This window comes from Variovorax sp. Varisp46, assembly GCF_059491885.1.
In genome coordinates this window covers 3,165,835-3,188,230 of record NZ_CP168515.1, presented here as the reverse complement: position 1 = coordinate 3,188,230, position 22,396 = coordinate 3,165,835, and the positions used below count along the sequence as shown (strand labels likewise).

The 22,396-nt window shown below is 68.6% G+C and carries 25 protein-coding genes; 10 read left to right on the top strand and 15 right to left on the bottom strand.

The features are described from left to right. Window positions 1-55 precede the first annotated feature (55 nt). Window positions 56-1,267 (top strand): YihY family inner membrane protein, encoded by a 1,212-nt coding sequence (locus ACEN9N_RS15120; protein WP_007835041.1) that lies wholly within the window; start codon window positions 56-58, stop codon window positions 1,265-1,267. 58 nt (window positions 1,268-1,325) lie between these two features. Here ACEN9N_RS15120 and ACEN9N_RS15115 read toward each other — a convergent pair whose 3' ends face one another. Beyond that, window positions 1,326-1,667, bottom strand: a complete 342-nt coding sequence (locus tag ACEN9N_RS15115) for an Mpo1-like protein (RefSeq protein WP_413314505.1) — start codon at window positions 1,665-1,667, stop codon at window positions 1,326-1,328. A gap of 123 nt (window positions 1,668-1,790) precedes the next feature. Between ACEN9N_RS15115 and ACEN9N_RS15110 the strand changes: the two genes are divergently transcribed. Beyond that, the gene (locus ACEN9N_RS15110) at window positions 1,791-2,174 is read left to right on the top strand and encodes a thioredoxin family protein (protein WP_007835043.1); all 384 of its coding nucleotides are present in this window, start codon (window positions 1,791-1,793) and stop codon (window positions 2,172-2,174) included. Window positions 2,175-2,186: 12 nt separating this feature from the next. Beyond that, window positions 2,187-2,849, top strand: coding sequence for an NAD-dependent epimerase/dehydratase family protein (locus ACEN9N_RS15105; protein ID WP_495653895.1), 663 nt, complete (start codon window positions 2,187-2,189; stop codon window positions 2,847-2,849). Window positions 2,850-2,858: 9 nt separating this feature from the next. Here ACEN9N_RS15105 and ACEN9N_RS15100 read toward each other — a convergent pair whose 3' ends face one another. Beyond that, window positions 2,859-3,797 carry a LysR family transcriptional regulator gene (locus ACEN9N_RS15100; RefSeq protein ID WP_413314492.1) on the bottom strand — a complete coding sequence of 313 codons (939 nt, stop codon included), beginning with the start codon at window positions 3,795-3,797 and terminating at the stop codon, window positions 2,859-2,861. Window positions 3,798-3,913: 116 nt separating this feature from the next. Here ACEN9N_RS15100 and ACEN9N_RS15095 point away from each other — a divergent pair, with 116 nt between their 5' ends. Beyond that, window positions 3,914-5,341 carry a M20 family metallopeptidase gene (locus tag ACEN9N_RS15095; protein WP_495653894.1) on the top strand — a complete coding sequence of 476 codons (1,428 nt, stop codon included), beginning with the start codon at window positions 3,914-3,916 and terminating at the stop codon, window positions 5,339-5,341. Window positions 5,342-5,349: 8 nt separating this feature from the next. After that, window positions 5,350-6,339, top strand: coding sequence for a Bug family tripartite tricarboxylate transporter substrate binding protein (locus ACEN9N_RS15090; protein ID WP_495653893.1), 990 nt, complete (start codon window positions 5,350-5,352; stop codon window positions 6,337-6,339). A 19-nt stretch (window positions 6,340-6,358) separates the two neighbouring features. Here ACEN9N_RS15090 and ACEN9N_RS15085 read toward each other — a convergent pair whose 3' ends face one another. Both ACEN9N_RS15085 and ACEN9N_RS15080 read right to left on the bottom strand, forming a co-directional pair. Then, window positions 6,359-7,165: an alpha/beta fold hydrolase gene (locus tag ACEN9N_RS15085; RefSeq protein ID WP_007835049.1), complete on the bottom strand. Its 807-nt coding sequence runs from the start codon at window positions 7,163-7,165 to the stop codon at window positions 6,359-6,361. Between the two features lies 1 nt (window position 7,166). Beyond that, entirely contained in the window at window positions 7,167-8,477 is a 1,311-nt protein-coding gene (locus ACEN9N_RS15080) for an O-acetylhomoserine aminocarboxypropyltransferase (protein ID WP_413314488.1), read from the bottom strand. A 153-nt stretch (window positions 8,478-8,630) separates the two neighbouring features. Here ACEN9N_RS15080 and ACEN9N_RS15075 point away from each other — a divergent pair, with 153 nt between their 5' ends. Continuing rightward, complete coding sequence (locus tag ACEN9N_RS15075) at window positions 8,631-9,083, top strand: CBS domain-containing protein (RefSeq protein ID WP_007835053.1); 453 nt, start codon at window positions 8,631-8,633, stop codon at window positions 9,081-9,083. Between the two features lie 27 nt (window positions 9,084-9,110). On the opposite strand, the gene ACEN9N_RS15070 is transcribed toward ACEN9N_RS15075, so the two are convergent. From ACEN9N_RS15070 to ACEN9N_RS15060, 3 genes are read right to left on the bottom strand one after another with little or no spacing between them, the layout of a single operon-like run. Further along, complete coding sequence (locus tag ACEN9N_RS15070) at window positions 9,111-10,199, bottom strand: nucleoside hydrolase (protein ID WP_495653892.1); 1,089 nt, start codon at window positions 10,197-10,199, stop codon at window positions 9,111-9,113. 7 nt (window positions 10,200-10,206) lie between these two features. Then, window positions 10,207-11,184 (bottom strand): Bug family tripartite tricarboxylate transporter substrate binding protein, encoded by a 978-nt coding sequence (locus tag ACEN9N_RS15065; RefSeq protein ID WP_007835057.1) that lies wholly within the window; start codon window positions 11,182-11,184, stop codon window positions 10,207-10,209. A gap of 8 nt (window positions 11,185-11,192) precedes the next feature. Further along, window positions 11,193-12,284 carry an adenosine deaminase family protein gene (locus ACEN9N_RS15060; protein WP_413314486.1) on the bottom strand — a complete coding sequence of 364 codons (1,092 nt, stop codon included), beginning with the start codon at window positions 12,282-12,284 and terminating at the stop codon, window positions 11,193-11,195. 86 nt (window positions 12,285-12,370) lie between these two features. Between ACEN9N_RS15060 and ACEN9N_RS15055 the strand changes: the two genes are divergently transcribed. After that, complete coding sequence (locus ACEN9N_RS15055; protein ID WP_495653891.1) at window positions 12,371-13,336, top strand: LysR family transcriptional regulator; 966 nt, start codon at window positions 12,371-12,373, stop codon at window positions 13,334-13,336. Window positions 13,337-13,341: 5 nt separating this feature from the next. Here the strand turns inward: ACEN9N_RS15055 and ACEN9N_RS15050 are convergent, their stop codons facing one another. Beyond that, a complete protein-coding gene (locus ACEN9N_RS15050; RefSeq protein WP_413314484.1) occupies window positions 13,342-14,559 on the bottom strand; it encodes a polyhydroxyalkanoate depolymerase in 1,218 nt (405 codons plus the stop codon). Between the two features lie 81 nt (window positions 14,560-14,640). On the opposite strand from ACEN9N_RS15050, the gene ACEN9N_RS15045 reads away from it, so the two are divergent. Next, on the top strand, window positions 14,641-15,297 hold the full coding sequence (locus tag ACEN9N_RS15045) for a glutathione S-transferase (RefSeq protein WP_413314483.1): 657 nt from the start codon (window positions 14,641-14,643) through the stop codon (window positions 15,295-15,297). Window positions 15,298-15,318: 21 nt separating this feature from the next. Here the strand turns inward: ACEN9N_RS15045 and ACEN9N_RS15040 are convergent, their stop codons facing one another. After that, window positions 15,319-16,146, bottom strand: coding sequence for a helix-turn-helix domain-containing protein (locus ACEN9N_RS15040; RefSeq protein WP_495653890.1), 828 nt, complete (start codon window positions 16,144-16,146; stop codon window positions 15,319-15,321). Between the two features lie 110 nt (window positions 16,147-16,256). On the opposite strand from ACEN9N_RS15040, the gene ACEN9N_RS15035 reads away from it, so the two are divergent. After that, window positions 16,257-17,243 (top strand): Bug family tripartite tricarboxylate transporter substrate binding protein, encoded by a 987-nt coding sequence (locus ACEN9N_RS15035; RefSeq protein WP_495653889.1) that lies wholly within the window; start codon window positions 16,257-16,259, stop codon window positions 17,241-17,243. Window positions 17,244-17,263: 20 nt separating this feature from the next. Beyond that, on the top strand, window positions 17,264-18,580 hold the full coding sequence (locus tag ACEN9N_RS15030) for a Rieske 2Fe-2S domain-containing protein (protein ID WP_495653888.1): 1,317 nt from the start codon (window positions 17,264-17,266) through the stop codon (window positions 18,578-18,580). On the opposite strand, the gene ACEN9N_RS15025 is transcribed toward ACEN9N_RS15030, so the two are convergent. Genes ACEN9N_RS15025 through ACEN9N_RS15000 form a run of 6 tightly spaced genes read right to left on the bottom strand, consistent with a single transcriptional unit; the run spans window position 18,581 to window position 22,357 of the window. Continuing rightward, window positions 18,581-18,928: a DOPA 4,5-dioxygenase family protein gene (locus tag ACEN9N_RS15025; RefSeq protein ID WP_495653887.1), complete on the bottom strand. Its 348-nt coding sequence runs from the start codon at window positions 18,926-18,928 to the stop codon at window positions 18,581-18,583. Window positions 18,929-18,935: 7 nt separating this feature from the next. Continuing rightward, window positions 18,936-19,139, bottom strand: coding sequence for a DUF4166 domain-containing protein (locus ACEN9N_RS15020; protein WP_007835082.1), 204 nt, complete (start codon window positions 19,137-19,139; stop codon window positions 18,936-18,938). Between the two features lie 51 nt (window positions 19,140-19,190). Beyond that, entirely contained in the window at window positions 19,191-20,255 is a 1,065-nt protein-coding gene (locus ACEN9N_RS15015; RefSeq protein ID WP_495653886.1) for an SRPBCC family protein, read from the bottom strand. Between the two features lie 42 nt (window positions 20,256-20,297). Continuing rightward, window positions 20,298-21,257, bottom strand: a complete 960-nt coding sequence (locus ACEN9N_RS15010) for an SAM-dependent methyltransferase (protein WP_495653885.1) — start codon at window positions 21,255-21,257, stop codon at window positions 20,298-20,300. A gap of 32 nt (window positions 21,258-21,289) precedes the next feature. Further along, a complete protein-coding gene (locus ACEN9N_RS15005; RefSeq protein ID WP_413314475.1) occupies window positions 21,290-21,712 on the bottom strand; it encodes a thiol-disulfide oxidoreductase DCC family protein in 423 nt (140 codons plus the stop codon). Window positions 21,713-21,772: 60 nt separating this feature from the next. Further along, a complete protein-coding gene (locus ACEN9N_RS15000) occupies window positions 21,773-22,357 on the bottom strand; it encodes a GbsR/MarR family transcriptional regulator (RefSeq protein WP_007835089.1) in 585 nt (194 codons plus the stop codon). Between the last annotated feature and the right edge of the window lie 39 nt (window positions 22,358-22,396).

The following is a 22,396-nucleotide window of genomic DNA, read 5'->3' as shown; positions in this document are numbered from 1 at the left end:
GGGGGTTGGCGCAGCGACACGAAGTGCGCGGAGACTGGGGGAGAGTTCAACTCCTATGATAGCCGCCATGAATCGCAGGCAACTCTGGAGGGATCTTTCGCGCTTTCCGTGGGGCAACACCGCAGCGGTGCTGGGCGAGCGTTTTCGCGAAGACCGGCTCGGCCTCACGGCCAGCAGCCTGACCTTCACGACCACCATCGCGATGGTGCCGTTCTTCACGGTGGCGCTGGCGCTGTTCACCGTCTTCCCGATGTTCGCGAAGATGCAGGGCCGGCTGCAGCGCTGGCTCATCGAGAGCCTGATTCCCGACAACATCGCGCGGCAGGTGCTGGGCTACCTGAACCAGTTCTCGAGCAAGGCCGGCGGCCTGGGCATCGCGGGCCTGGTCGTGCTGCTGATCACCGCCATCGCGCTGATCCTCACGATCGACAAGACACTCAACAACATCTGGCGCGTGCGCTCGCCGCGGCCGTTCGCGCAGCGGGTGCTCATCTACTGGGCGGCCATCACGCTGGGGCCGATCATCCTCGCAGTGAGCCTGTCGACCACCTCGTACGTGGTCTCGGCCACCAGCGGCGTGGTGGGACGCGGCATGGTCAAGCTGTTCTTCGACACCTTCGAATTCATGCTGCTGGCGGTCGGCATGGCCTCGCTGTACCACTACGTGCCCAACACCAACGTGCGCTGGTCGCATGCATGGGCCGGCGGCATCTTCGTGGCGGCCGCCATCGAGATCGCCAAGCGCGTGCTGGGCTACTACCTGAGCCTCGTGCCCACGTATTCGGTGCTGTACGGGGCCTTCGCCACGGTGCCGATCCTGCTCGTGTGGATCTACGTGGCCTGGGTGATCGTGCTGCTCGGGGCGGTCATCGCGGCCTACCTGCCGAGCCTGCTGACCGGCGTGGCGCGGCGCGGCGGCGCCGCGGGCTGGCCGCTGCAGCTGGCCATGGAAACGCTGCAGCACCTGGCCCGCGCGCAGGCCATGCCGGCCAAGGGCATGGGCGCGAGCGAACTGGTCACGCGCATGCGCGTCGATGCGCTGCAACTGGCGCCGGTGCTCGAAACACTGGTGGCGCTCGACTGGATCGCGCCGCTCGCCGAAGAGCCCGCCAACGAAGACCCGCGCTACGTGCTGCTCGCGGACCCCTCGACGCCGGTCGAGCCGCTGCTGAAGGAACTGCTGATGCCGCAGGCCGAGCCGCTCGAAGACCTCTGGCAGAAAGGTCCGCTGCGCTCCCTGAGGCTGGGGGACGTGCTGTTGATCTAGTGGCGTTCCGGATTGATCCGGGAACACCGTGGAACCGGCTTTGCTCCCTACAAGGGAGTTAGATAATTTTTACCCGCCCCAGCCAGATGTCCCGGTACATGGCCCAGTCGCCCATGAACGAATAGAGCGGCCGCTTGAACGAGGCCGGCTTGTTCTTCTCGAACCCGAAGTGCCCGACCCAGGCGAAGCCATAGCCCGCCACGAGCCCGGCCAGCAGCCACAGCGGGTTGAGCGTGAGCACCAGCGCCACAAGGCAAAGCAGCGACAAGGTCGAGCCCGCGAAATGCAGGCGCCGGCAGGTGAGGTTGGCGTGCTCGCTCAGGTAGAAGGGATAGAACTCCGCAAAGCTCTTGAATTGGCGCGGATCGACGGCAGATCCGGTGGCAGCCGAGGTGTTCATCATGCGACTCTCCTGTGCCCCCGAACCCCGGCGAGTCCCGTGGGCGAGGGCTTTGTCCATAATAGCCACGACCTCCCGGCCGTACCACCCCGGCCTTCCGATCACACCACCGACGCATCAGCCTTGAGCGCCCTTCCAAGCAACCCCGAATCCGCCGAGCCGGCCAGCGATGCGCCGTGGGTCGTGTGCCTGTGCGCCGAATGGTGCGGCACCTGCCGCGACTATCGGCCGCTGCTCGAACAGGTGGCGCGCGCGCATCCGCAGTTCCGCTTTGCGTGGGTCGACATCGAGGATCACGCCGACATCGCCGATGCCTTCGACGTCGAGACCTTCCCGACCCTGCTGGTCGCGGGTGCCGACGGCACGCGCTTTCTCGGCCCGCTGCTGCCGCATGCCGAGACGCTGTCGCGCATGCTCTCCGCGCTGCAGCCGCCGAAGCCCTCGAGCCTCGACGTCGACCTGCTGCTCGCCGTGCTGAACAAGAAGCCGGCCGTCTTCTCGGTCTGACCGGAGCCTGCCATGAAAGTCCTGATCTTCGGCGCCACCGGCATGGTGGGGCAGGGCGTGCTGCGCGAGTGCCTGCTCGCGGCGGACGTGGAAAGCGTCGTCGCGGTCGGCCGCAACCCCACGGGGCAGCAGAACCCGAAGCTGCGCGACCTGGTCCACAAGGACATGTACGACTACGGCGACATCGAGCCGCAGCTGCAGGGCTTCGATGCCTGCTTCTTCTGCCTCGGCGTGTCGTCGGTGGGCATGAAGGAGCCCGAGTACAAGCGCATCACCTACGACCTGACGCTGGCGGCAGCCACCGTGCTCGCGCGGCTCAACCCGGGCATGACCTTCACCTACGTGACGGGCGCGGGCACCGACAGCAGCGAGCGCGGCAGCAGCATGTGGGCGCGCGTGAAGGGCGCGACCGAGAACGCGCTGCTGTGCCTGCCGTTCGAGGCGGCCTACATGTTCCGCCCCGGCATGATCCAGCCGATGCATGGCGTGCGCTCCAAGACGCCGCTCTACGATGCCGCCATCTTCGTGCTCAAGCCCGTGCTCGGGCTGGCCTATCGCCTGTGGCCGAACCGGGTGACGACCACCGAGAAGGTCGGCCGCGCGATGCTGGCCGTGGCGCGCAACGGCGCACCGAAGGTGCTGCTCGACCCGGCGGACATCAACGCGCTCGGTTGAGCTTCTTCTTCAGGCGGCGGCCCGCGCGCGGCCGAGCTTGCGCCGGCCCGCGCTGGTGATCGCGCCTACCAGGTGCTCGACGAAGTCCTGCGCCAGCGTCGGCAGCGTGCGGCCTTCGAGCGCCAGCACCTGCAATTGCCGCTGCTGTAGCGGCGCTTCCGCGAAGGGCCGGGCTACCACGGTGCCCGCGTCGATCAGGTGCATCACCGTGAGATGGCCCGAAAGCATCACGTCGGGCGTGCGCAGCAGGGGCAGCAGCACCGAGGAAAAATTGCTCACGAAGATCGCGTGGTACTGCAGCCCCTGCAGGCTGCAGGCCTGGTCGAACAGCTGGCGCGCGGTCACGCCCTTGTCGCCCACGGCCAGCGGGTAGCGCACCGCATCGGCCACCGACACCACGCGCTGCCGCGCGAGCGGATGGTCGGGCCGCAGCACGGCATACACGGGCGCGGTGGCCGAGTGCTCGATCTTCAGGCCCGGCTCCGGGGCGACTACGTATTTGAGCGCGATGTCGGTCTCGCCGCGCGCCAGCAGCGCGCTCACGCCGTCGGGCGAGCCCACGTGCAGCTCGAGCTGGCAGCCCGGGTGCGCCGACTCGAAGCTGCGCATCACCAGCGGCATGAAGTGCCCCGCGAAGCCTTCGGTGCAGGCCATGCGGATGCGTCGCGCGCTCTGGCCGCCGAGGTCGCGTACCTGTTCGACGACCTGCTCGATGTCGAGCTGCGCATTGCGCAGATGCGCCGCCAGGCGCTCGCCGGCGGCGGTCAGTGCCATGCCGCGCGCATGCCGCTCGAACAGCGGTGTGCCCAGGCTGTCTTCGAGCTTGGCGATCTGCCGGCTCACCGCCGACGATGCAACGAAAAGCCGCGTTGCGGCCTGATTGACCGAGCCGCTGCGCGCCACTTCGAGGAAGTGGCGCATCGGGATGCTGAGAAGCGGGAGCGTCATGGCGGCGTATGGAGTATTGCCTTCAAGGCAATGGTAGCTTGCCAAAACGATGCTGGAAGCATTGGCCCGCAGGCCTTGTACTTGCTGCACCCGATGGACAGACAAGGAACCCCTTCATGCAACGCACAGACAGCCTGGCCGCTGCCGCCGCCTACTTCGACGCGGGCGGCTTCTTCGCCGACCTCCAGCGCCGCGTCGCCTTCCGCACCGAAAGCGACACCGGCGCCGCCACGCCCGCGCTGGAGGCCTACCTGCGCGAGGAACTGGTGTCGCCGCTTGCGGCGCTGGGCTTCGCCTGCGAGGTGATCGCCAATCCGGTGCCCGGCGGCGGGCCCTTCCTCATCGCGCGCCGTATCGAGGACCCGGCCCTGCCCACGGTGATGACCTACGGCCACGGCGATGTGGTCAGCGGGCAGGACGCGCAGTGGGAAGAAGGCCTGGCGCCGTGGGCGCTCACGGTGCGCGGCGAGCGCTGGTACGGGCGCGGCACGGCCGACAACAAGGGCCAGCACAGCATCAACCTCGGTGGCCTGGCTGCAGCGCTGGAGGCCCGCGGCGGCCGCCTGGGCTACAACGTGACCTGGCTGGTCGAGATGGGCGAGGAGGCCGCTTCGCCCGGCCTGCATGCGGTGTGCGAGCAGCAGCGCGACAAGCTGCGCGCCGACCTGTTCATCGCCAGCGACGGCCCGCGCGTGAGCGCGCAGCGGCCCACGCTCTTCCTCGGCTCGCGTGGCGCGGTCAACTTCAGCCTGCGGCTGCGCGCCCGGCCGCGCGGCTACCACTCGGGCAACTGGGGCGGCGTGCTGGTCAATCCGGGCACGGTCATCAGCCATGCGGTGGCCTCGCTGGTGGATGCGCGCGGACGCATCCTCGTCGAGGCGCTGCGTCCGCCGCCGGTGACGCAGGCGGTGCGCGACGCGCTGGCCAGCATCGCCATCGGCGGCGGCGCGGACGATCCTGAGGTCGACGAGGGCTGGGGCGAACCCGGCCTGAGCCCGGCGGAGCGGCTGGTGGCCTGGAACACCATCGAGGTGCTGGCGCTCGGCGCGGGTTCGCCGCAGCGGCCCGTCAACGCGATTCCCTCCGAGGCCGTGGCGCACTGCCAGCTGCGCTTCGTGGTCGGCACGCCGTGGCAGGACCTGCAGAAGATCGTTCGCGCGCACCTCGATGCGCACGGCTTCGGCCAGGTCGAGGTGGAGGTCACGCTGACCGGCGCGGCGACGCGGCTCGACGTGGAGAACCCCTGGGTGGGTTGGGCGCGCAAGTCCATCGAGGAAAGCAGCGGCCGGCGGCTCGACCTGCTGCCCAACCTCGCCGGCTCGCTGCCCAACGACGTCTTCGCCGACCTGCTGGGGCTGCCCACGCTGTGGGTGCCGCACTCGTACCCGGCCTGCGCGCAGCACGCGCCCAACGAGCACCTGCTCGCGCCGCTGGCGCGCGAGGGCCTGCAGATCATGGCCGGCCTCTACTGGGACCTGGGCGAGCCGGGCCTCGCGCCGTGGGCTGCCGGTCGGCTTTCGCAATCCGCTTCCACTCTCTCCTGACACGCACCATGGACATCGCCATCTCCCGTCGCCGCTTCGGCCTGCTGCTTTCCGCTTCCGCCGTCGCGGGCCTCCACACGCCCGCCTTCGCGCAGGGCACCTGGCCCGAACGGCCCATCAGGCTGGTGGTGCCCTTTCCACCGGGCGGCGGCACCGACCTGGTCGCACGCGCCATGGGGCAGACGCTGTCGGAGCAGCTCGGCCAGCCCGTCGTGATCGACAACAAGCCCGGCGCCTCCACCATCATCGGCACCGACGCGGTCGCCAAGGCTGCGCCCGACGGCTACACGCTTCTGCTGTCGGGCTCGACCAGCTTCAGCGTGAACCCGGCCCTGCGCGCCAGGCTGCCCTATGACACGGTGCGCGACCTGGCGCCCATCGCCATCGTGGCGCGCACGCCGCTGGTGCTGGTGGTGGGCAAGGGCCAGCCCTGGCAATCGCTGCCCGAACTCATCGCGGCGGCCAAGGCCAAACCGAAGAGCATCCGCTACGCCACCTTTGGCTCCGGCTCGGGGCCTCACCTGTCGGGCGAGCTGTTCGCGCTGGCCGCGGGCATCCAGCTGCAGGACATTCCGTACAAGGGCAGCAGCCAGAGTTCGCTGGCGGTGATCGGCGGCGAGGTCGAGATCGCCATCGATACCGTCGCAGCCGTGGCACCGCACGTGCGCGCGGGCAAGCTGCGTGCGCTGGGCATCGTGGGCGCGACGCGCTCCAGCATGCTGCCCGAGGTGCGCACGCTGGCCGAGCAGGGCCTGCCCGAAGCCACCTTCGACGCCTGGTACGGCTTTGCCGCCCCGGCGCGCACGCCGGCGCCCGTGATCGACAAGCTCGCTCGCACGGTGGTCGCGACCATGGGCCACCCGGCGCTGCAGGCGCAGCTGCGCGCGCAGGGCATGGAGCCAGTGGCCATCGGCGCGGCCGCATTCCGCGCGCAGATGGAAGGCGAGATCTCGCGCTACCGCGCGCTCGCCCACCGGGCGGGCATCGCGGCGGAATAAGCGCTCGCGCGCCCGGCGCTCAGGCGCTCAGGAAGTCGCGCAGCGCGAACAGCACCGCGTCGGGCGCCTCGCTCATCAGCGAGTGGCCCGCGTGCACCGTCACCACCTTCGCGTTGCGCGCCTTGCCCACCAGCGCCTTGGTGGCGCGCGGCGGCGTCATCTGGTCGGCGTCCCCGAGCAGGAACAGCACCGGGCACTGCACTTTCTCGATGGCGGCCTCGCCGTTCGCGTAGTCGTTGCAGGCCTTGAAGCCGATGTGGAACACGTTGGCTTCGCGGTTGCTCGCGAGCACGCGGCGCATCAGCGCGCGCGAGCTGCCGTAGAGCCAGGTGCCCGGGCCGAGCGAGGAGGGCGGCGGCGCCAGCAGCGAGTGCGAGAAGGTGTTGACCATGGCGATGGCGCGCTGCGGGTCGCTCACCGAGCTTTCGAGCAGCGCGGGCGACACCACCATCGGGTAGGCCGTGCCCACCATCGCGAGTTGCGTGATGCGCTCCGGCGCGCGCGAGGCCGCCTCCAGCGCGATCAGCGAGCCGAAACTGTGGCCGACGAGCGCGGCCTTCTGCACGCCGGCCGCGTCGAGCAGCGCGATCACGAACTGCGCCGCCTCTTCCACGCTGGCCGGCGGCGGGCCTTCGCTCTTGCAGTGGCCGGGCAGGTCGACCGCGAGCACGTTCCAGCCGTGGTTGGCGAACCAGCGGCTCTGCAGGATCCACACGCTGTGGTCGTTCAGCACGCCGTGGATGAAGACGACGGTGGGCCTGGCCGCATCGAAGGGCTTGCCGCCGGTGTAGCAGTACGCGGTGTGGCCGTTGACGGTGTAGTTCATGTCAGGCACCCGCCTTTTCCGCGGCCTTCAGGGCGCGCTTCAGGTCGTCGATCAGGTCGGCGGGGTCTTCCAGGCCGATCGACAGGCGGATCGTGCCCTGCGAGATGCCTGCACCGGCCAGCGCCTCGTCGGTCATGCGGAAGTGCGTGGTGCTCGCGGGGTGGATCACCAGGCTGCGGCAGTCGCCCACGTTGGCCAGGTGGCTGAAGAGCTTCAGCGCTTCGATGAAGGCCTTGCCCTGCGCGCGGCTGCCCTTGATGTCGAAGCTGAACACCGCGCCCGCGCCGCGCGCGCCATGGCGAAGCAGCTTCTGCGCGAGCACGTGGCTCGGGTGCGATTCGATCAGCGGATGTCCCACGCGCGACACGAACGGGTGCGTGGACAGGAACTCGACCACCTTCTGCGTGTTGTCGATGTGCCGCTCCATGCGCAGGGGCAGCGTCTCGATGCCCTGCAGGATCAGCCAGGCCGTGTGCGGGCTCATCGAGGCGCCGAAGTCGCGCAGGCCCTCGCGGCGCGCGCGCAGCAGGAAGGCGCCGACGGTGCTTTCCTCGCTGAACACCATGTTGTGGAAGCCGTCGTAGGCCTGCGTCAGCTCGGCGAATTTGCCGGACTTTTCCCAGTCGAAGCTGCCGCCGTCGACCACCACACCGCCAATGACGGTGCCGTGGCCCGAGAGGAACTTGGTGGCCGAGTGGTAGACCAGGTCGGCGCCCCAGTCGAAGGGCTTGATGAGGTAGGGCGAGGTGAGCGTGGAGTCGACCAGCAGCGGCACGCCGGCCTCGTGCGCGATGTCGGCCACGGCCGGGATGTCGAGCACGTCCAGCCCGGGGTTGCCCACCGTCTCGCCGAAGAAGAGCTTGGTCTCGGGCCGCACCGCGGCGCGCCAGCCGTCGAGGTCGCCGGGCTTCACGAAGGTGGTCTCGATGCCGAAGCGGCGCATCGTGTAGTGCAGCAGGTTCTGCGAGCCGCCGTACAGGGCCGTGCTGGCCACGATGTGCGAGCCGGCGCCCATCAGCGTGGCCACCGACAGGTGCAGTGCCGCCTGCCCGCTGGCGGTGGCGATGGCGCCGATGCCGCCCTCGAGCGCCGACACGCGCTGCTCGAGCACCGCGTTGGTCGGGTTGCTGATGCGCGAGTACACGTGGCCCGCGCGCTCCAGGTTGAACAGGGCGGCCGCGTGGTCGCTCGACTCGAAGACGAAGGAGGTGGTCAGGTGGATCGGCACCGCCCGCGCGCCGGTCGTGGGGTCGGGCGCGGCGCCGGCGTGCAGCGCGAGGGTGTCGAAACCGGGGTCGGAATAACCGGGCATGAGGGCCTTTCTGTGGCTGAGCGTTGTCTCCTGGCAATGCCCCGTTACGTCTGCAATTCATGCGTCCGCGACATGGGCGCTCAGGTCGGCGTCGATTGTGGGCTATATTCAAATCGGCACGCCGCCGAGATAGAAGTCCGAGAGGAGCAAACGATGAAAGTCAGCGACATCCTTCGCGTCAAGGGCAATACGCTCTTCACCATCACGCCAGACGACCTGCTGGCAGAAGCCGCCAACACCATGGCGGAAAAGGACATCGGTTCGCTGGTGGTCATGGAGCATGGCGACCTGGTCGGCATGCTCACCTTTCGCGAAGTGATCGTTGCCGTCGTCAAGAACGGCGGCCAGATCGGCACCACGCTCGTGCGCAAGGCCATGGACGACGCGCCGGTCACCTGCACCCTGGAAACCGACCTCGACGAAATCCGCCGCATCATGCTGGAGCGCCACGCGCGCTACATGCCCGTGATGGACAAGCGCATGCTGATGGGCGTGATCAGCTTCTACGACGTGGCCAAGGCCGTGGTGGACAGCCAGAACTTCGAGAACAAGATGCTCAAGGCCTACATCCGCGATTGGCCTGCGGAGGACGAGAAGGCCGGCTGACCGGCCGGCCCGCGCGGCGTCCCCCGTTCAGGGCAGCCGCGCGATCTCCGCGCGCAGCAGCGCGTGGAAGCCTTCGGCATCGGCCTCGCCGATCCACAGCGCATTGGGCGCGCGGCGGTTGTAGCCGCGAAAATCGACCACCGTCGCGCCGGTCGTGAACTCCCCCTTGGTCTCCACGTCCACGCTCACCTTGGCGCCCTTGAACAGCTCGGGCCGCAGCAGGTACGCGATCACGCAGGGGTCGTACACCGGCCCCACGGCCACGCCGCGCCGGCGCACGCCGTACGCCATCATCGAATCGAAGATGTCCGCCACCACCTTGCCGGCGTTGTTGCCCATGGCGCGAAAGGGCGCGATACGCTCGGGCGTCACCAGCACACGGCGGGCCGCGTCGTGCGACATGGCAGTCACCGGCACGCCGCTGCGGAACACGATCGAGGCCGCCTCCGGGTCTGCATACACGTTGAAGGTGGCGGCGGGCGTGATGTTGCCGCCCACGCCCCAGGAGCCGTCCATCACCACGATCTCTGCAATGGCGGGTTTGATGTCGGGCGCCGAGTTGAGCGCGGCCGCGAAGTTGGTGAGCGGCCCCAGGCCCACGAGCGTGATGCTCTTCGGCGGCGCGGCGCGCAGCGTCTCGACGATGTACTGCACCGCGTGGGTGGGCATCAGCGGGCCGTGCGGCTCGTGCAGCGTCGGGCCTTCCATGCCGGTCTTGCCATGCACGTCGTCGGCGAAGATGGGCTCGCGCACCAGCGGGCGCGGATAGCCGGCATAGACCGGGATGTCGGGCCGGGCGGCCCAGTCGCGCACGATGCGCGCGTTCTTCGCGGTCACGGCCAGCGGCAGGTTGCCCACGCTCACCATCAGCGCCTTGATGTCGAGCCGGTCGGTGGCGGCCATGGCCATCAGCAGCGCGACGGCGTCGTCCTGGCCGGGGTCGGTGTCGATGATGACCTGGCGCTTGCCGCTCGAGGGCGGCAGTTGTGCAAGCGGCGTGCCGGCCAGCGCCTGCGCCAGCTCGGCGGGGCCGGGGCTCTGCGCGAAGGCCATGCCGGCAAGGCCGGCGGCGGACGCGCCGAGGAGCGCGCGGCGGGACAGCAGCGGCGAGCTCATGGTGCGCTCACTCCTTGATGTTGGCGGTTTGCACGATCTTCTGGTTGCGGGCGTACTCGGCCTGCACGAACTTCCCGAACGACTCGGCCGTGCTGTTGCCCGGCAGCGCGCCTTGCTCCAAGAGCTTGCTGCGCACGCCTTCTTCCTGCAGCACCGCGTTGAGCTCGCGGTTGATCTGCGCGACCACCGCCGGCGGCGTCTTCGCGGGCGCGAAGATGCCGGTCCAGCTCACCATGTCGAAGCCCTTGAGGCCGGGCATCTCGTCGAATGTGGGCACGTTGGGCAGCGCGGCCAGCCGCTTGCTGCCGGTGATGCCGAGCGCCTTCAGGCGCTTGCCGTTCACGTGCGGGATGGCGCTGGTGCTGACCAGCATCGCCAGGTCGACCTGATCGCCGATCACGTCGGTGGCGATCTGTGCGCCGCCGCGGTAGGGCACGTGCGTGACGAAGATGCCGCTGCGTTCCTTCAGCAGCTCCATGGCGAGCTGCAGCACCGTGCCCACGCCCGAGGTCGCGTAGTTGTACTTGCCGGGCTTGGCCTTCGCGAGCTTCACGAAGTCGGAGAAAGTCTGGGCCTCCAGGCCGGGCCGCGCCACCAGCACCATCGGCGCGGTGTTGAGCAGGCCCACCGGCGCCAGGTCTTTCAGCGGATCGAAGCGGAAGGCCGAGGGGTTCACCAGCTTGCCGATGGCGATGGCGCTGTCGGGCCCTGCCACCAGCGTGTAGCCGTCGGGCGCCGCGTTCACGGCCTTGGCCACGCCGATGGCGCCACCCGCGCCGGCCACGTTCTCCACCACCACCGACTGCTTGAGCCGCTCGCCGAGGCGCTGGGCCACGAGGCGCGCGTTCACGTCCACGCTGCCACCGGCCGTGAAGGGCACGATCAGCGTGATGGGCTTGGCCGAGGGCCACGCCTGCGCGAGGGCCACGGTGGGCAGGGCGGCGCAGAGCGCGGCGGCGAGTAGCAGGCGACGGGGCGTGTTCATGGCGTGGGTCATCCGTGGGAGGAGGGAGTGGGTTCTGTGTCGAGGCGGGCGCGCAGCGAATCGAATTCATCGCTCCACTGCGTGCGCCATGCGCGGCGCTGCGTGCCGTCGATCCACGCGCCGTCGAGGCCGTTGTGCATGAAGCAGCGCAGATCGTCCAGGCCGAAGCCGAAGTCGCGCACCATCATCAGCCAGGCCTGCGTGGGCGTGACCTTGTGCAGCGTCGGGTCGTCGGTGTTGGGGTGGATGCGCAGGCCCAGGCCGGGCATGCGGCGGATCGGATGGTCCAGCGCCCAGCGCTCGGGCGCCAGCGTGCGCAGGTAGTACGAGTTGGTGGGCACCACGGTGAAGATCACGCCGCGCTCGGCGCACCGGCGCGCGAAATCGGGCTGGTCGACCACCGTGTAGCCGTGGTCGATACGGTCGACCTGCAGCACGTCGAGCGCGGTGCGCACGTTGGTCCAGGGCATGCCGAACTCGCCCGCGTGCGCGGTGGTCTTGAGGCCGGCCTTCTTCGCATTGGCATAGGCCTGCGTGAAGAGCTCCGGCGGGCGGTCGACCTCGCGGTAGTCGATGCCGATGCCGATCACCTCCTCGCAGCGGTGCGCCTTGACCCATTCGACCATCTCCACGGCGGCCTCGGGGCTGGCTTCGCGGTCGATGGCTGCGATGAGGCGGCCGACGATGCCGAACTCCTGCTGCGCATCGTGGATGGCGCGAACGATGGCGCCTTGTGCGTGCGGATAGGCAATGCCCGAGCCGTGCACCGTGCCGGTCGGGTTCCAGAAGAACTCGGCGTAGCGCACGTTGTGGGCTGCCGCGTCCTGCAGGTATTCGAGCGTGAGTTGGTAGAGGTCGCCGGCGCTGCGCACCAGCTGGGCGTCGAGCGCGCGCAGCACGCGCAGCACGCCGACCGGTTTTTCGCCGCGCGTGTAGAAGCCCTCGATCTCGTCGGCCGCCAGCGGCGAGCCCGCGCGCTGGTTGAGCTGCTTGAAGGTTTCGTGGCGCACCGTGCCGAACAGGTGGCAATGCAGCTCGGCCTTGGGGATGGCGCGGAGCATCGATTCCAGCGTGAGCAGGGCAGGGGTGGGGCTGGTCATGCGGGCCAGTCTAGTAATGGAGGCCTCATAAGGAAAATTTTGAATTTCTATAATTTGATTCGCTGAATCAATAACCGGAAGTGCCCATGGCCGCCTTGCCCCTGCGTGCGCTCACGCTGCGCCAGCTGCAGTTCTTCTCGGTGCTGGTGGAAGAAGGCCAGTTCGGCCGCGCGGCCCGCAGGCTGGCCATCACGCAGCCGGCTTTGAGCAATGCCATCAAGCAGATGGAAAAGCTGCTCGGCGCCGAACTGCTGTCGCGTTCCACCCACCGGCTCGAACTCACGCCCGTGGGCGCCGAAGTGCTGGCGCGCACCGACTTTCTCGTCAACACCTTCGAGGTGGCGCTGCGCGACATCGAGAGCACAGTGCAGCGCGGCCGCGCCTTCGTGCGCATCGGCGTGATTCCCTCGGCCAGCGCGCGCGTGGCGGCGGCGGCCAGCGAATTCCTCAAGACTGGCGGCGAGCGCGAGGTGGAACTGGCCTGGCGCGACGCGCCGTCGAACACGCTGCTGGCCGAACTGCGCAGCGGCCAGATCGACATGGCGGTGGCCGCGATCACCGAGCCGCCGGGCGGCTTGACCTGCATCGACCTTTTCCGTGACCCGCTGGTGCTGGTGGTGCGGCGCGACCACGCACTGGCCGCGGCCGGCGGCGCGAACTGGGAGGCCATCGGCAGCGAGCGGCTGGTGCTGTTCGAGAGCGGCAGCATGCCGGCGCTGGGCAACCCGGCGCGCGCGCAGTTCGCGCAGGGTGCGCAGCCGTACCGGGTGAGCTATTCCGAGACGCTCTATGCGCTGGTGCGCAGCGGACAGGCGCTGGGGCTGATGCCGCGTCTGTACACCTCGTCGCTGCGCGACCCCGAACTGGCCGTGGTGCCGCTGCTGAAGCCGCGCATCGAGCGCCGCGTGGTGCTGGCCTACCTGCCGGGGCCGATGCGCAACGTGGTGGCGCAGGAACTCATTGCCTTCCTGCGCGAGCGCCTGCCGCAGGCCGGCGAGGCGACGGTGCGGCGCGTGAGCGGCAAGGGCGCGCGGGCGCGGCGCCAACCGTAGTCAATTCAGCCCAGCTCGGCCGCGGCGTGGATCGTCTCGCGCACGCGCGGATAGATCTGCGCGTTCCACTTGCTGCCGCTGAACACGCCGTAGTGCCCGACGCCGGCCTGCAGGTGGTGTGCCTTGAGGTAGGGCCGGATGCCCGTGCAGAGGTCTTGCGCCGCCACCGTCTGCCCCACGGAGCAGATGTCGTCACGCTCGCCTTCCACCGTGAGCAGCGCGGTGCGGCGGATGGCGGCCGGGTTCACGGTGCGCTCGCCGACGGTGAGCTTGCCCAGCGGCAGGTCGTAGGTCTGGAACACGCGCTCCACTGTCTCCAGGTAGAACTCGGCGGGCAGGTCGTTCACCGCCAGGTATTCGTCGTAGAAGGCGCCGATGGTGCGGGCCTTCTCGACGTTGCCTTCGACAAGGTGGCTGTACATGTCCTGGAACTGCTTCTTGTGCCGCTCGGGGTTCATGCTCATGAAGGCCGAGAGCTGCAGGAAGCCCGGGTACACGCGCCGCATCATGCCGGCGTGCGGCCACGGCACATGGCTGATGAGGTTGCGCCTGAACCAGTCGATGGGCCGGTCGGTCGCGAGCTTGTTCACCGCCGTGGGGTTGATGCGGCAATCGACCGGGCCGGCCATCAACGTCAGGCTGCGCGGCGTGGCGGGGTTGTCGTCCTCGGCCATCAGCGCGGTCGCGGCCAGTGCGGCCACGCAGGGCTGGCACACCGCCACCATGTGCACGCCCGGGCCCACGGCCTCCAGGAAGCCGATGAGCTGCAGCGTGTAGTCGTCCAGCCCGAAGCCGCCATGCCACAGCGGCACGTCGCGCGCGTTGTGCCAGTCGGTCAGGTACACGTCGTGGTCGCGCAGCAGGGTGCGCACCGTTTCGCGCAGCAGCGTGGCGAAATGGCCCGACAGTGGCGCGGCCAGCAGCACCGGCGGATGCACCGCATCGGTGTTCTTGCGGAAGTGCAGCAGGGTGCCGAAGGGCGAGACGAGGGTTTTCTCCTCGTGCACGGCCACCTCGGCGCCGTCGGAAACCACGCTGTGGATGCCGTAGTCGGGCCGGGTGTGGGTCAGCCGCATGCGCGAGAACACCTCGAATTGGGCCGCCATGCGCCGCAATATGGTGCGTTCGGTGCCTTCCTTCCAAAGGGCTTGGCCCAGGTATTGCGCCGCGAGCCGCGCCGGAGAGAGCAGGTCGGCTTGGTTCTGGTAGGCCCGGTACAGCATGGGTCTCGAGCAGGCAAGTTGCGGGCCAGCCAGATGGCATGGCGCTTGCACGCAACTGCGCAAAGCCCAAGGAGCTAGACGATGGCCAAACCCGTTCTCACCATCAGCAGCAAGAACTACGGTGCGTGGGCGCTGCGCGGCTGGCTGATGTGCAGGCTGGCCGGGCTGGATTTCAGCGAGAAGGTCATCCCGCCCGACGACCCGGCCATGAAAGCCGAGATGCTGCTGCTGTCGTCCTCGATGCTGGTCCCCTCGCTGCAGCACGGCGGCGTGAAGGTGTGGGACACGCTGGCCATCGGCGAGTACCTCAACGAGATCAAGCCCAAGGCCGGCCTGTTGCCCGCCGACGTGGCGGCCCGCGCCCACTGCCGCGCCATCTGCGGCGAGATGCATTCGGGCTTCGCCTCGATGCGCGGCGCGCTGCCGATGAACATCAAGGCCCATTTCAAGAACTTCAAGGTGTGGTCGCGCGCGCAGGCCGACATTGACCGCATCGTTGCCATTTGGCGCGAGTGCCTCAAGGCCTACGGCGGCCCGTTCCTCTTCGGCAGCCAGCCGGGCATGGCCGACGCGATGTATGCGCCGGTGGTCACGCGTTTCCTGAGCTACGACGTGGCGCTGGACAGCGTGTGCGCGGCCTACTGCAAGCGGGTGATGGAACTGCCGGCCATGAAGGAATGGGTGGCTGCGGCGAAGCAGGAGCCCGACGAGATCGACGAGCTGGATGCGGAGTTCTGAACTCCGGCCCTGCCTCGCACTTCATTCATTGGCGGGCGGCGGCTCGAAGCCGCCCTGCGCCAGCTTGCGCTCGATGTTCTGCGCGGCCTGCTGCATGTCGGCGAGGTGCGCGGACACGATCTCGCGCTCGCTTTTCACCGCCGGCAGCCACGCGCAGCTGAGACAGCCAACCACCCTGTCTTCGTGGCGCAGCGGCACCGACACCGCGCCGAAGCGGTCGGGCGAATCCAGGCTGGTCGAGGTGGGGTCGCGCGCCACATAGCCCAGGTCGCGCGCGTGCGCCACCATGCGGCGGACGTTCTCGGGGCGCCGTGCGGCGCGGTCGAAGTCGTTCGGCGAGCGCGCCAGCGCGGCGAGGATCTCGCGCCGCTCGTCCTCGGGGCAGAACGACAGGTAGCAGCGGCCCAGCGACGACAGCAGCATCGGCGGCCGGAAGCCCAGCGCGCGGTAGTTGACCGCCAGGCCGTTGCGCGGCCGGTCGGTGTCGAGGATGAGCATGGCCGTGCCGTCGCGCACGCCCAGGTCGATGGGCCATGGCACCAGCCGCTGCAGCGTGGCGCGTGCAGGCGCAGCAAGCGCCGAAAGCCGCGTGCGCCATGCCGCCACAGGCCCCGACTGGCCGGTCGCCGACGCGGGCACATAGCGTTTGTCGTGCTCGCTGCGCTCGACCCAGCCCGCCTGCTGCAGCGTCTTGAGGATGCGCAGCAGCGTGGCTTTCGACACGCCGGTCTGCCGGTGCAGCTCCTGCAGCGTGACGGCCGAGGAGCGCTGGATGGCCAGCATCACGTCGAGCCCGCGGCGCAGCGCGTCGATCGACTTCACACTCTGCGTGCCCATGGTGTCGGACATGCCGGCCTCCAGAAAAAGGTTCACTGAGTGAAACTATATCTTCTGGCCGCGCGGCCTCGTTCCTACAGTGCGTTCGACCCCAACGTCGTCCCACCGAGAAGGAAAAGAGCATGTTGTTTCACCACCGAAACGCGGCCCGCGCCGCTGCTGCAGCCGTTCTTTCGCTATGTGCCGCCACCGCGGCCATGGCGCAGGCATGGCCCACGAAGCCCATCACCGTCGTCGTGGCCTATCCGGCGGGCGGCGACACCGACGCCATCGCGCGGACCTATGCCGAGAAGCTGTCGCAGCGCGTCGGCCAGCCAGTGCTTGTCGACAACCGGCCCGGCGCGAGCGGCATGATCGGCAACGTGTGGGTCGCCAAGGCGCAGGCCGACGGCTACACGCTGCTGTTCACGCCCAGTACCTTTCCGATCGCGCAGCATGTGCTGAAGACCGGTCCCGGCGTGGCGCATGACGTGGTGAAGGACTTCACGCCCATCGTGAAGACCGGCAACATCCCGTTGCTGCTGGTCACCGCGCCTGCGACCGGCATCCAGAGCGTGGCGCAGCTCGTGGCCGGCGCGAAGGCCGGCAAGGCCTTCACCTACGGCACGCCGGGCGCGGGCTCGCCGATGCACATCGCGGGCGAGCTGCTCAACAAGGACGCGGGCATTGCCGCGACGCATGCGCCGTACCGCGGCGTAGCCCCCGTGGTCAACGACACGCTCGGCGGCCACGTCAGCGTGGGCTGGATCACGCCCGGTGCCGTGTCGGGCCACATCGCCGCCGGCAAGCTGATCCCGCTCGCGGTCGCCGAGCGCCAGCGCACGAAGCTGATGCCCAACGTGCCCACCTTCATCGAACTGGGCTACCGGGACGTGGACGTGAGCGCATGGATGGGCCTGCTCGGCCCGAAGGCCATGCCCGCCGATGTCGTGCAGGCGCTCAACCAGCACTTCAACGAAATCCTGAAGATGCCCGACGTGCAGGCCAAGATGGCCGCGCTCGGCATCGAGCCCGTCGGTGGCGCGCCCGCCGTGCTGGCGCGCCAGATCCTGGATGACGACCAGCGCTTCGGAAAGCTGGTGCGCGAGTTCGGCATCCGCGCCGATTGAAGGACGGGGAGACGACAAGCATGTTGAGCGAAGAAAAAAACCGCCTGCTGACCGAAGTGGGCCCCGGCAGGCCGATGGGCGACTACCTGCGCCGCTACTGGCACCCGATCGCCGGCGCCAGCGAGTTCGACGGCAAGGCCGTGAAGCCGCTGCGCATCCTCGGCGAAGACCTCGTGCTCTACAAGGACCTGAGCGGCAACTACGGACTGGTCGACCGCCGCTGCCCGCACCGCAATGCCGACATGTCCTACGGCTACGTCGAGAAATGCGGCCTGCGCTGCAGCTACCACGGCTGGCAATACGACCAGGGCGGCCAGTGCATTCACCAGCCCTTCGAGGAAACGCTGGACCCCGGTGCGCGCATGCGCAGGAACACAAAGATCAAGGCCTACCCGGTGCAGGAGAAGGCCGGCCTGCTCTGGGCCTACATGGGCCCGCTGCCCGCGCCGCTGCTGCCTGACTGGGAGCTGTTCAACTACAAGAACGGCTTCGCGCAGGCGGTGTTCGCGGAGATTCCGTGCAACTGGTTCCAGTGCCAGGAAAACTCCATCGACCCCGTGCACTTCGAGTGGACCCACAACAACTGGACCACGCGCCTGCAGGGCGAGGAAGGGCCGTACGTGCCCACGCATCTGAAGCTGGCCTTCGAGGAGTTCGAGCACGGTTTCGTCTACAAGCGCCTGCGCGGCGGCGAGCGCGAAGACAACGTGATGTGGACCACCGGCCGCGTCACGCTGTGGCCCAACGGCTTCTTCCTGGGCCATCACTTCGAATGGCGTGTGCCCATCGACGACCACCATACGCTCAGCGTGCTGTGGGTGCTGAGCCGCGTGCCGACCGAGCAGGAGCCCTATGTGCAGGAGCGCATCCCCTCGTGGTACGGGCCCATCAAGGACCCGGCCACCGGCCGCTGGATCACCAGCCACGTCGCCAACCAGGACTTCGTGGTGTGGGTGGGGCAGGGCACCGTCACCGACCGCACGCGCGAGAAGCTGGGCCAGAGCGACAAGGGCATCGTGATGATGCGCCGCCGCTTCTTCGAGGAGATCGAGGCGATGCAGGCCGATCCGGCGCACGAGCCCAAAGGGCTGATCCGCGACGCGGAGAAGAACCGCGATGTGTTCCTGCCCTCGGCCTGCCGCGACGAGATGCTGAGCGGCCTGCCGCGTGCCGAACTGGCCGCGCATCCGCTGCTGGGCCCGTACCTGAAGGACTTCTTCGGGCAGGCCGGCCAGCCCGACGACGTGCGCGCAGCCTACGAACAGGCCATCGGCCAGAAGGTCGAGGGCGCGACCTTCTTCAAGGTGCACGGTGCCGGCTCGGAAGAGAAGGCCTAGTCAGTGCCGGAACATCCGCAGGTCGAGTGCGCTTTCTTCGCCGAGCCACATGGCATGCGCCGTGTGGTCGGCAAGGTCGTCGCCCGTCACGCCGTGCACGAACACGTCGAGCCCGTCGCGGTTGGCTTCGAGCCAGCCGATGACCTGGTCGAACTCGGCGGCGTCGAAGGCGATCTGGCAGCTCCAGTGCGGATGCGGCTCCACCAGCCGCTCGTGCACGCGGCCGACCACCACCATCAGCTCGCGGCCCGCGCGCTCGCAAAGGGCCTTGGCCTGCGCGAGCGTGTCGGGCCCGAAATAGACGTGGGCGTGATACTGGGCGTAGAGGTTCTCTGGGCGGCGCGGCATGGTGCGCTCATTGTGATCCCGTTCGCGGGCCGAGGTGAAAGCGCCCGCTGTATCGGAACACGTCGCCGAGCCAGCGGTGGCGCAGCAGCATCTTGATCGTGAAGCGGTCGGCATCGGCCGGGTCGGGCCGTTCTTCGACGTAGGCGGTGCCGAGAAAGAGGCAGAGCGGCAGCGGAATGCGCAACCCCGCGATGCGCCAGACATAGCCCATGTCAGTCCCAGGCGGGGCCCAGCGCTTGCTGGAAGACGGGCTGCACCGTCGTCATCCGGCGGTGGGCGGCATTGCCGTGGCTTCGCTGCGCGCCTTGTAGAAGCGCAGGATGTTCTCCGAGGCGTCGTCCAGCAGCAGATGCATGACACGGTCGGCATACCAGTTGAAGCTGGTGCTCAGCCGCCACGACACCGCCACGCGAAGCTCGGTGCCGCCGTCGCGTGGTGTCAGCGTGTAGGTGGCGTCGCGCAGGTCGAAGTATTGGCCGCCGATCATCACGTGGTCGTCGAGCGCGCCGGCCGGGAAGGAATCGGGCGAGAAGCGGAAGCGCCACTTCAGCAGGCGGTTGGGCTCCCACTCGGTGATGACCTCTTCGAAATGCACGTTCTTCTGCCACTGCACCTGGCGCACGCGGCCCTCGGTCGCGTCGACCGTCACGCCCGACACCGGCATCGGCACGCCGATGCGGTAGGCCCATGCGTCGCCGACCTCGGCGGGGCGGATGTCGCTCGCGGCATTGAGCTCGTGCCACACCCGCTCGGGCGGCGCTGCGATGAAGAGCGCGCGCGAGGTGTTGGAGAAGCGGTCGGGGTTGGACAGTTGGGGCTCGATGGCGCCGAGCACCAGCGGCAGCATCGCGAAGCTGTAGATGGCCTGCTTGGGCCAGTTGGTGACGCGGCACACGATGCCCATCGCGAGCCCGCCCACGCTGCCCATGGTGGCGAACAGCGGCACGATGACGATGGCGCAGATCAGGCCTTCGATGAACACCAGCAGCGTTCCGCCGACGAAGAGCGAGGTCGCCACCCACGGCGCCCAGATGTAGTACCCCCAGCTGCGGCGCTCGATGCGCTCGGCCATGTACACCGTGACCGCGCCGCATACCGCGGGCACGAAGTAGACGAAGGAAGCCAGCATGGCCGAGTAGGGCTTGCCGGGGGCGCTGCTGAAAAAGAGGCGCAGCACGAGCGCGACCGCGGCGCCGATGGCCATCGGCCAGAACCAGCCGAAGGGCATGCCGCGAACGGGCTTGGGCTGTGCTTCTTCGCTCATCGCGGGCTGCGGCTCGACGGGGGGCAGCCCGGCGAACCTGCTTTCTTCGGGATCGTTTTGCATGAAAAGCCTCTTCTCCTCTGTCTGTTTGTATTCGTATTGCGCTCAGTCGGCGCGGCGCCTGGCGGTGACCATGCAGTAGTCGAAGTCGCGCCAGAACATGCCCAGCGCCAATGCGCAGTAGCTGGCCACGATGTGCTTGCGCCGCCATGGGCTGAGCCTGCCGCGCGCCTTCCAGAGTTCGGCCAGCGTGAAGCGGGTGGCCAGTACCGGGATGTGCAGCGCGCTGGGCGCGACGCGCCAGCGCAGCGACTTCACTTCCACGTCGTCGAAGCCGTGCTCATGCAGTGCAGCGATGAAGTCTTCGCGCACGGCCAGTGTGGGCACGGCCCAGCTGTCGGCCCACAGGCGGTGCAGCCAGCCCGCGAGGCGACCGGGGCTGCGGCGAAGCAGGAAACCGTCGACCACCGCGAGGCGCGCGCCTGGCCTCAGCAGCCGCGCGGCTTCGCGGATGAAGTCGGCCTTGCTGGTGCCGCCGGCATAGCAGGCGCTTTCCACGGCCCACGCGCCATCGGCCTGTGCTGCGGGCAGGCCGGTGCGGGTGTAGTCGGCCTCGATGTGCGCCATGCGGTCGGTCACGCCCGCGGCGGCGTCGAGCTTCGCGGCGATGCGGTTTTGCACGGCGACGTTGGTCACGGTGATGGCGTAGAGCGATTCGTGGTCGCCAACCAGCGTGCGCGCGGTGGCGCCGGCGCCGCAGCCCAGGTCGATCACGCAGCGGTGTTGCGCCGCGCTGCCGGGCCGTGCCTGGCCGAGCTGCAGCGCGCGGCCGACCACGCGATTCATTTCCATCAGCATGCCTTCGCGCCGCAGTGGGTTCAGGCCTGCGCGCCAGAAGCCGAAGTGCATGTTGTAGCTGGGACTCCACGCGCTGTAGTCGACTGCGACTTCGGTGAAGTAGTCCTGCGTGTCCTCGGCCGTGATGGGCGCGCTTGCGTGGCTCGCCGGGATACGCAGGGGCGTGTCGTGGGGCGTGCGGAAGTCGGGCCGGAAAACAGTGGACATGGCGATTCCCTCAGATGGTTGTTCGTTGGTTCTCAGAGGCGGCAGTTGCCGTCGTCGCAGGAGGGCGCGACGCGCCCCGCCAGCCTTGCGGCCAGCCAGCGCGGAATGCGGTAGCGGTTGCGCGCCAGCAGCGCATAGGCGCGGTCGGCCAGCGGTGCGACCAGAGGCAGGTCGAGCAGGAAGCTGCCGCTGGACAGGCCGACCGCCGTGCGGCAGATGCGGATCGCCGGCACGCCGACGAAGACCCGGCCTTCGGCGTCCGATACGTGGATGGCCGCCATCAGCGCGCTGCGCGGGGCCGGACCGCTGCTGAACGCCACTGGCGAGCAGTCGACCAGTTGCAGCCGGGCTTCCGCGTCGCGCGCCTTGAGGCTGCCCATTTCGGCAGAGCAGATCGCGCAGCTGGCGTCGAAGTAGATCGTGAGCGGGTAGGCGGGAAGGGCGGGGCGGCTCATGGCGTTCTTTGTTATCGATATTTCTGTCAAAACAGAAATAAATGGGCAAAAAAAGAGACCTCAGATCATCGGCAGGCTGGCGTGGTGCGCGTCGGGGTCATCGCCCTTGCCGGGCGACGCCGATTCGCCGCGAACGAACTTCTGCACGCTGGCGCCCAGCGTCATCACCTTGTCGAGCGTGCCGGGCGACAGCCGCAGCATTTCGTCGGCCCAGGTGGCGAGCTTGTCCATGAGTTCCATGGTGGAGCGGATGCGGTCCTGCGCATCGGCGGGCTCCTTCTGGAAGTCGGGGCTGGAAACCAGCTCGCGCAGCACGCGCACGGTCGGGTCGAATTCGCGTTCCTTGCGCTCGCGCACGACGGTTCGGAACAGCTCCCACACGTCGACGCTGGTCTCGAAGTAATCGCGGCGGTCGCCCAGCGTGTGGGTCACGCGCACGAGGTTCCAGGCCTGCAGTTCCTTGAGGCTGTTGCTGATGTTGGAGCGGGCCACGCCGAGCGTTTCGCTCAGTTCCTCCGCGTTCATCGGCTTGCCGTGCGCGAAGAGCAGCGCGTGGATCTGCGAGACGGTGCGGTTGACGCCCCACATCGAGCCCATTTCACCCCAGTGCAGCACGAACTTGCGTTGAATGTCGGTGAGTTCCATGGCGTCGAGTTTAGGATTTACGAAATTTCTGTCAACAGA

Bases quoted from the DNA above. Each gene is read 5' to 3' on its own strand.
- ACEN9N_RS15120 (WP_007835041.1), top strand. From the start codon at position 56: ATGATAGCCGCCATGAATCGCAGGCAACTCTGGAGGGATCTTTCGCGC.
- ACEN9N_RS15115 (WP_413314505.1), bottom strand. From the start codon at position 1,667: ATGAACACCTCGGCTGCCACCGGATCTGCCGTCGATCCGCGCCAATTC.
- ACEN9N_RS15105 (WP_495653895.1), top strand. From the start codon at position 2,187: ATGAAAGTCCTGATCTTCGGCGCCACCGGCATGGTGGGGCAGGGCGTG.
- ACEN9N_RS15100 (WP_413314492.1), bottom strand. From the start codon at position 3,797: ATGACGCTCCCGCTTCTCAGCATCCCGATGCGCCACTTCCTCGAAGTG.
- ACEN9N_RS15095 (WP_495653894.1), top strand. From the start codon at position 3,914: ATGCAACGCACAGACAGCCTGGCCGCTGCCGCCGCCTACTTCGACGCG.
- ACEN9N_RS15090 (WP_495653893.1), top strand. From the start codon at position 5,350: ATGGACATCGCCATCTCCCGTCGCCGCTTCGGCCTGCTGCTTTCCGCT.
- ACEN9N_RS15085 (WP_007835049.1), bottom strand. From the start codon at position 7,165: ATGAACTACACCGTCAACGGCCACACCGCGTACTGCTACACCGGCGGC.
- ACEN9N_RS15080 (WP_413314488.1), bottom strand. From the start codon at position 8,477: ATGCCCGGTTATTCCGACCCCGGTTTCGACACCCTCGCGCTGCACGCC.
- ACEN9N_RS15075 (WP_007835053.1), top strand. From the start codon at position 8,631: ATGAAAGTCAGCGACATCCTTCGCGTCAAGGGCAATACGCTCTTCACC.
- ACEN9N_RS15070 (WP_495653892.1), bottom strand. From the start codon at position 10,199: ATGAGCTCGCCGCTGCTGTCCCGCCGCGCGCTCCTCGGCGCGTCCGCC.
- ACEN9N_RS15065 (WP_007835057.1), bottom strand. From the start codon at position 11,184: ATGAACACGCCCCGTCGCCTGCTACTCGCCGCCGCGCTCTGCGCCGCC.
- ACEN9N_RS15060 (WP_413314486.1), bottom strand. From the start codon at position 12,284: ATGACCAGCCCCACCCCTGCCCTGCTCACGCTGGAATCGATGCTCCGC.
- ACEN9N_RS15055 (WP_495653891.1), top strand. From the start codon at position 12,371: ATGGCCGCCTTGCCCCTGCGTGCGCTCACGCTGCGCCAGCTGCAGTTC.
- ACEN9N_RS15050 (WP_413314484.1), bottom strand. From the start codon at position 14,559: ATGCTGTACCGGGCCTACCAGAACCAAGCCGACCTGCTCTCTCCGGCG.
- ACEN9N_RS15045 (WP_413314483.1), top strand. From the start codon at position 14,641: ATGGCCAAACCCGTTCTCACCATCAGCAGCAAGAACTACGGTGCGTGG.
- ACEN9N_RS15040 (WP_495653890.1), bottom strand. From the start codon at position 16,146: ATGTCCGACACCATGGGCACGCAGAGTGTGAAGTCGATCGACGCGCTG.
- ACEN9N_RS15035 (WP_495653889.1), top strand. From the start codon at position 16,257: ATGTTGTTTCACCACCGAAACGCGGCCCGCGCCGCTGCTGCAGCCGTT.
- ACEN9N_RS15030 (WP_495653888.1), top strand. From the start codon at position 17,264: ATGTTGAGCGAAGAAAAAAACCGCCTGCTGACCGAAGTGGGCCCCGGC.
- ACEN9N_RS15025 (WP_495653887.1), bottom strand. From the start codon at position 18,928: ATGCCGCGCCGCCCAGAGAACCTCTACGCCCAGTATCACGCCCACGTC.
- ACEN9N_RS15020 (WP_007835082.1), bottom strand. From the start codon at position 19,139: ATGGGCTATGTCTGGCGCATCGCGGGGTTGCGCATTCCGCTGCCGCTC.
- ACEN9N_RS15015 (WP_495653886.1), bottom strand. From the start codon at position 20,255: ATGCAAAACGATCCCGAAGAAAGCAGGTTCGCCGGGCTGCCCCCCGTC.
- ACEN9N_RS15010 (WP_495653885.1), bottom strand. From the start codon at position 21,257: ATGTCCACTGTTTTCCGGCCCGACTTCCGCACGCCCCACGACACGCCC.
- ACEN9N_RS15005 (WP_413314475.1), bottom strand. From the start codon at position 21,712: ATGAGCCGCCCCGCCCTTCCCGCCTACCCGCTCACGATCTACTTCGAC.
- ACEN9N_RS15000 (WP_007835089.1), bottom strand. From the start codon at position 22,357: ATGGAACTCACCGACATTCAACGCAAGTTCGTGCTGCACTGGGGTGAA.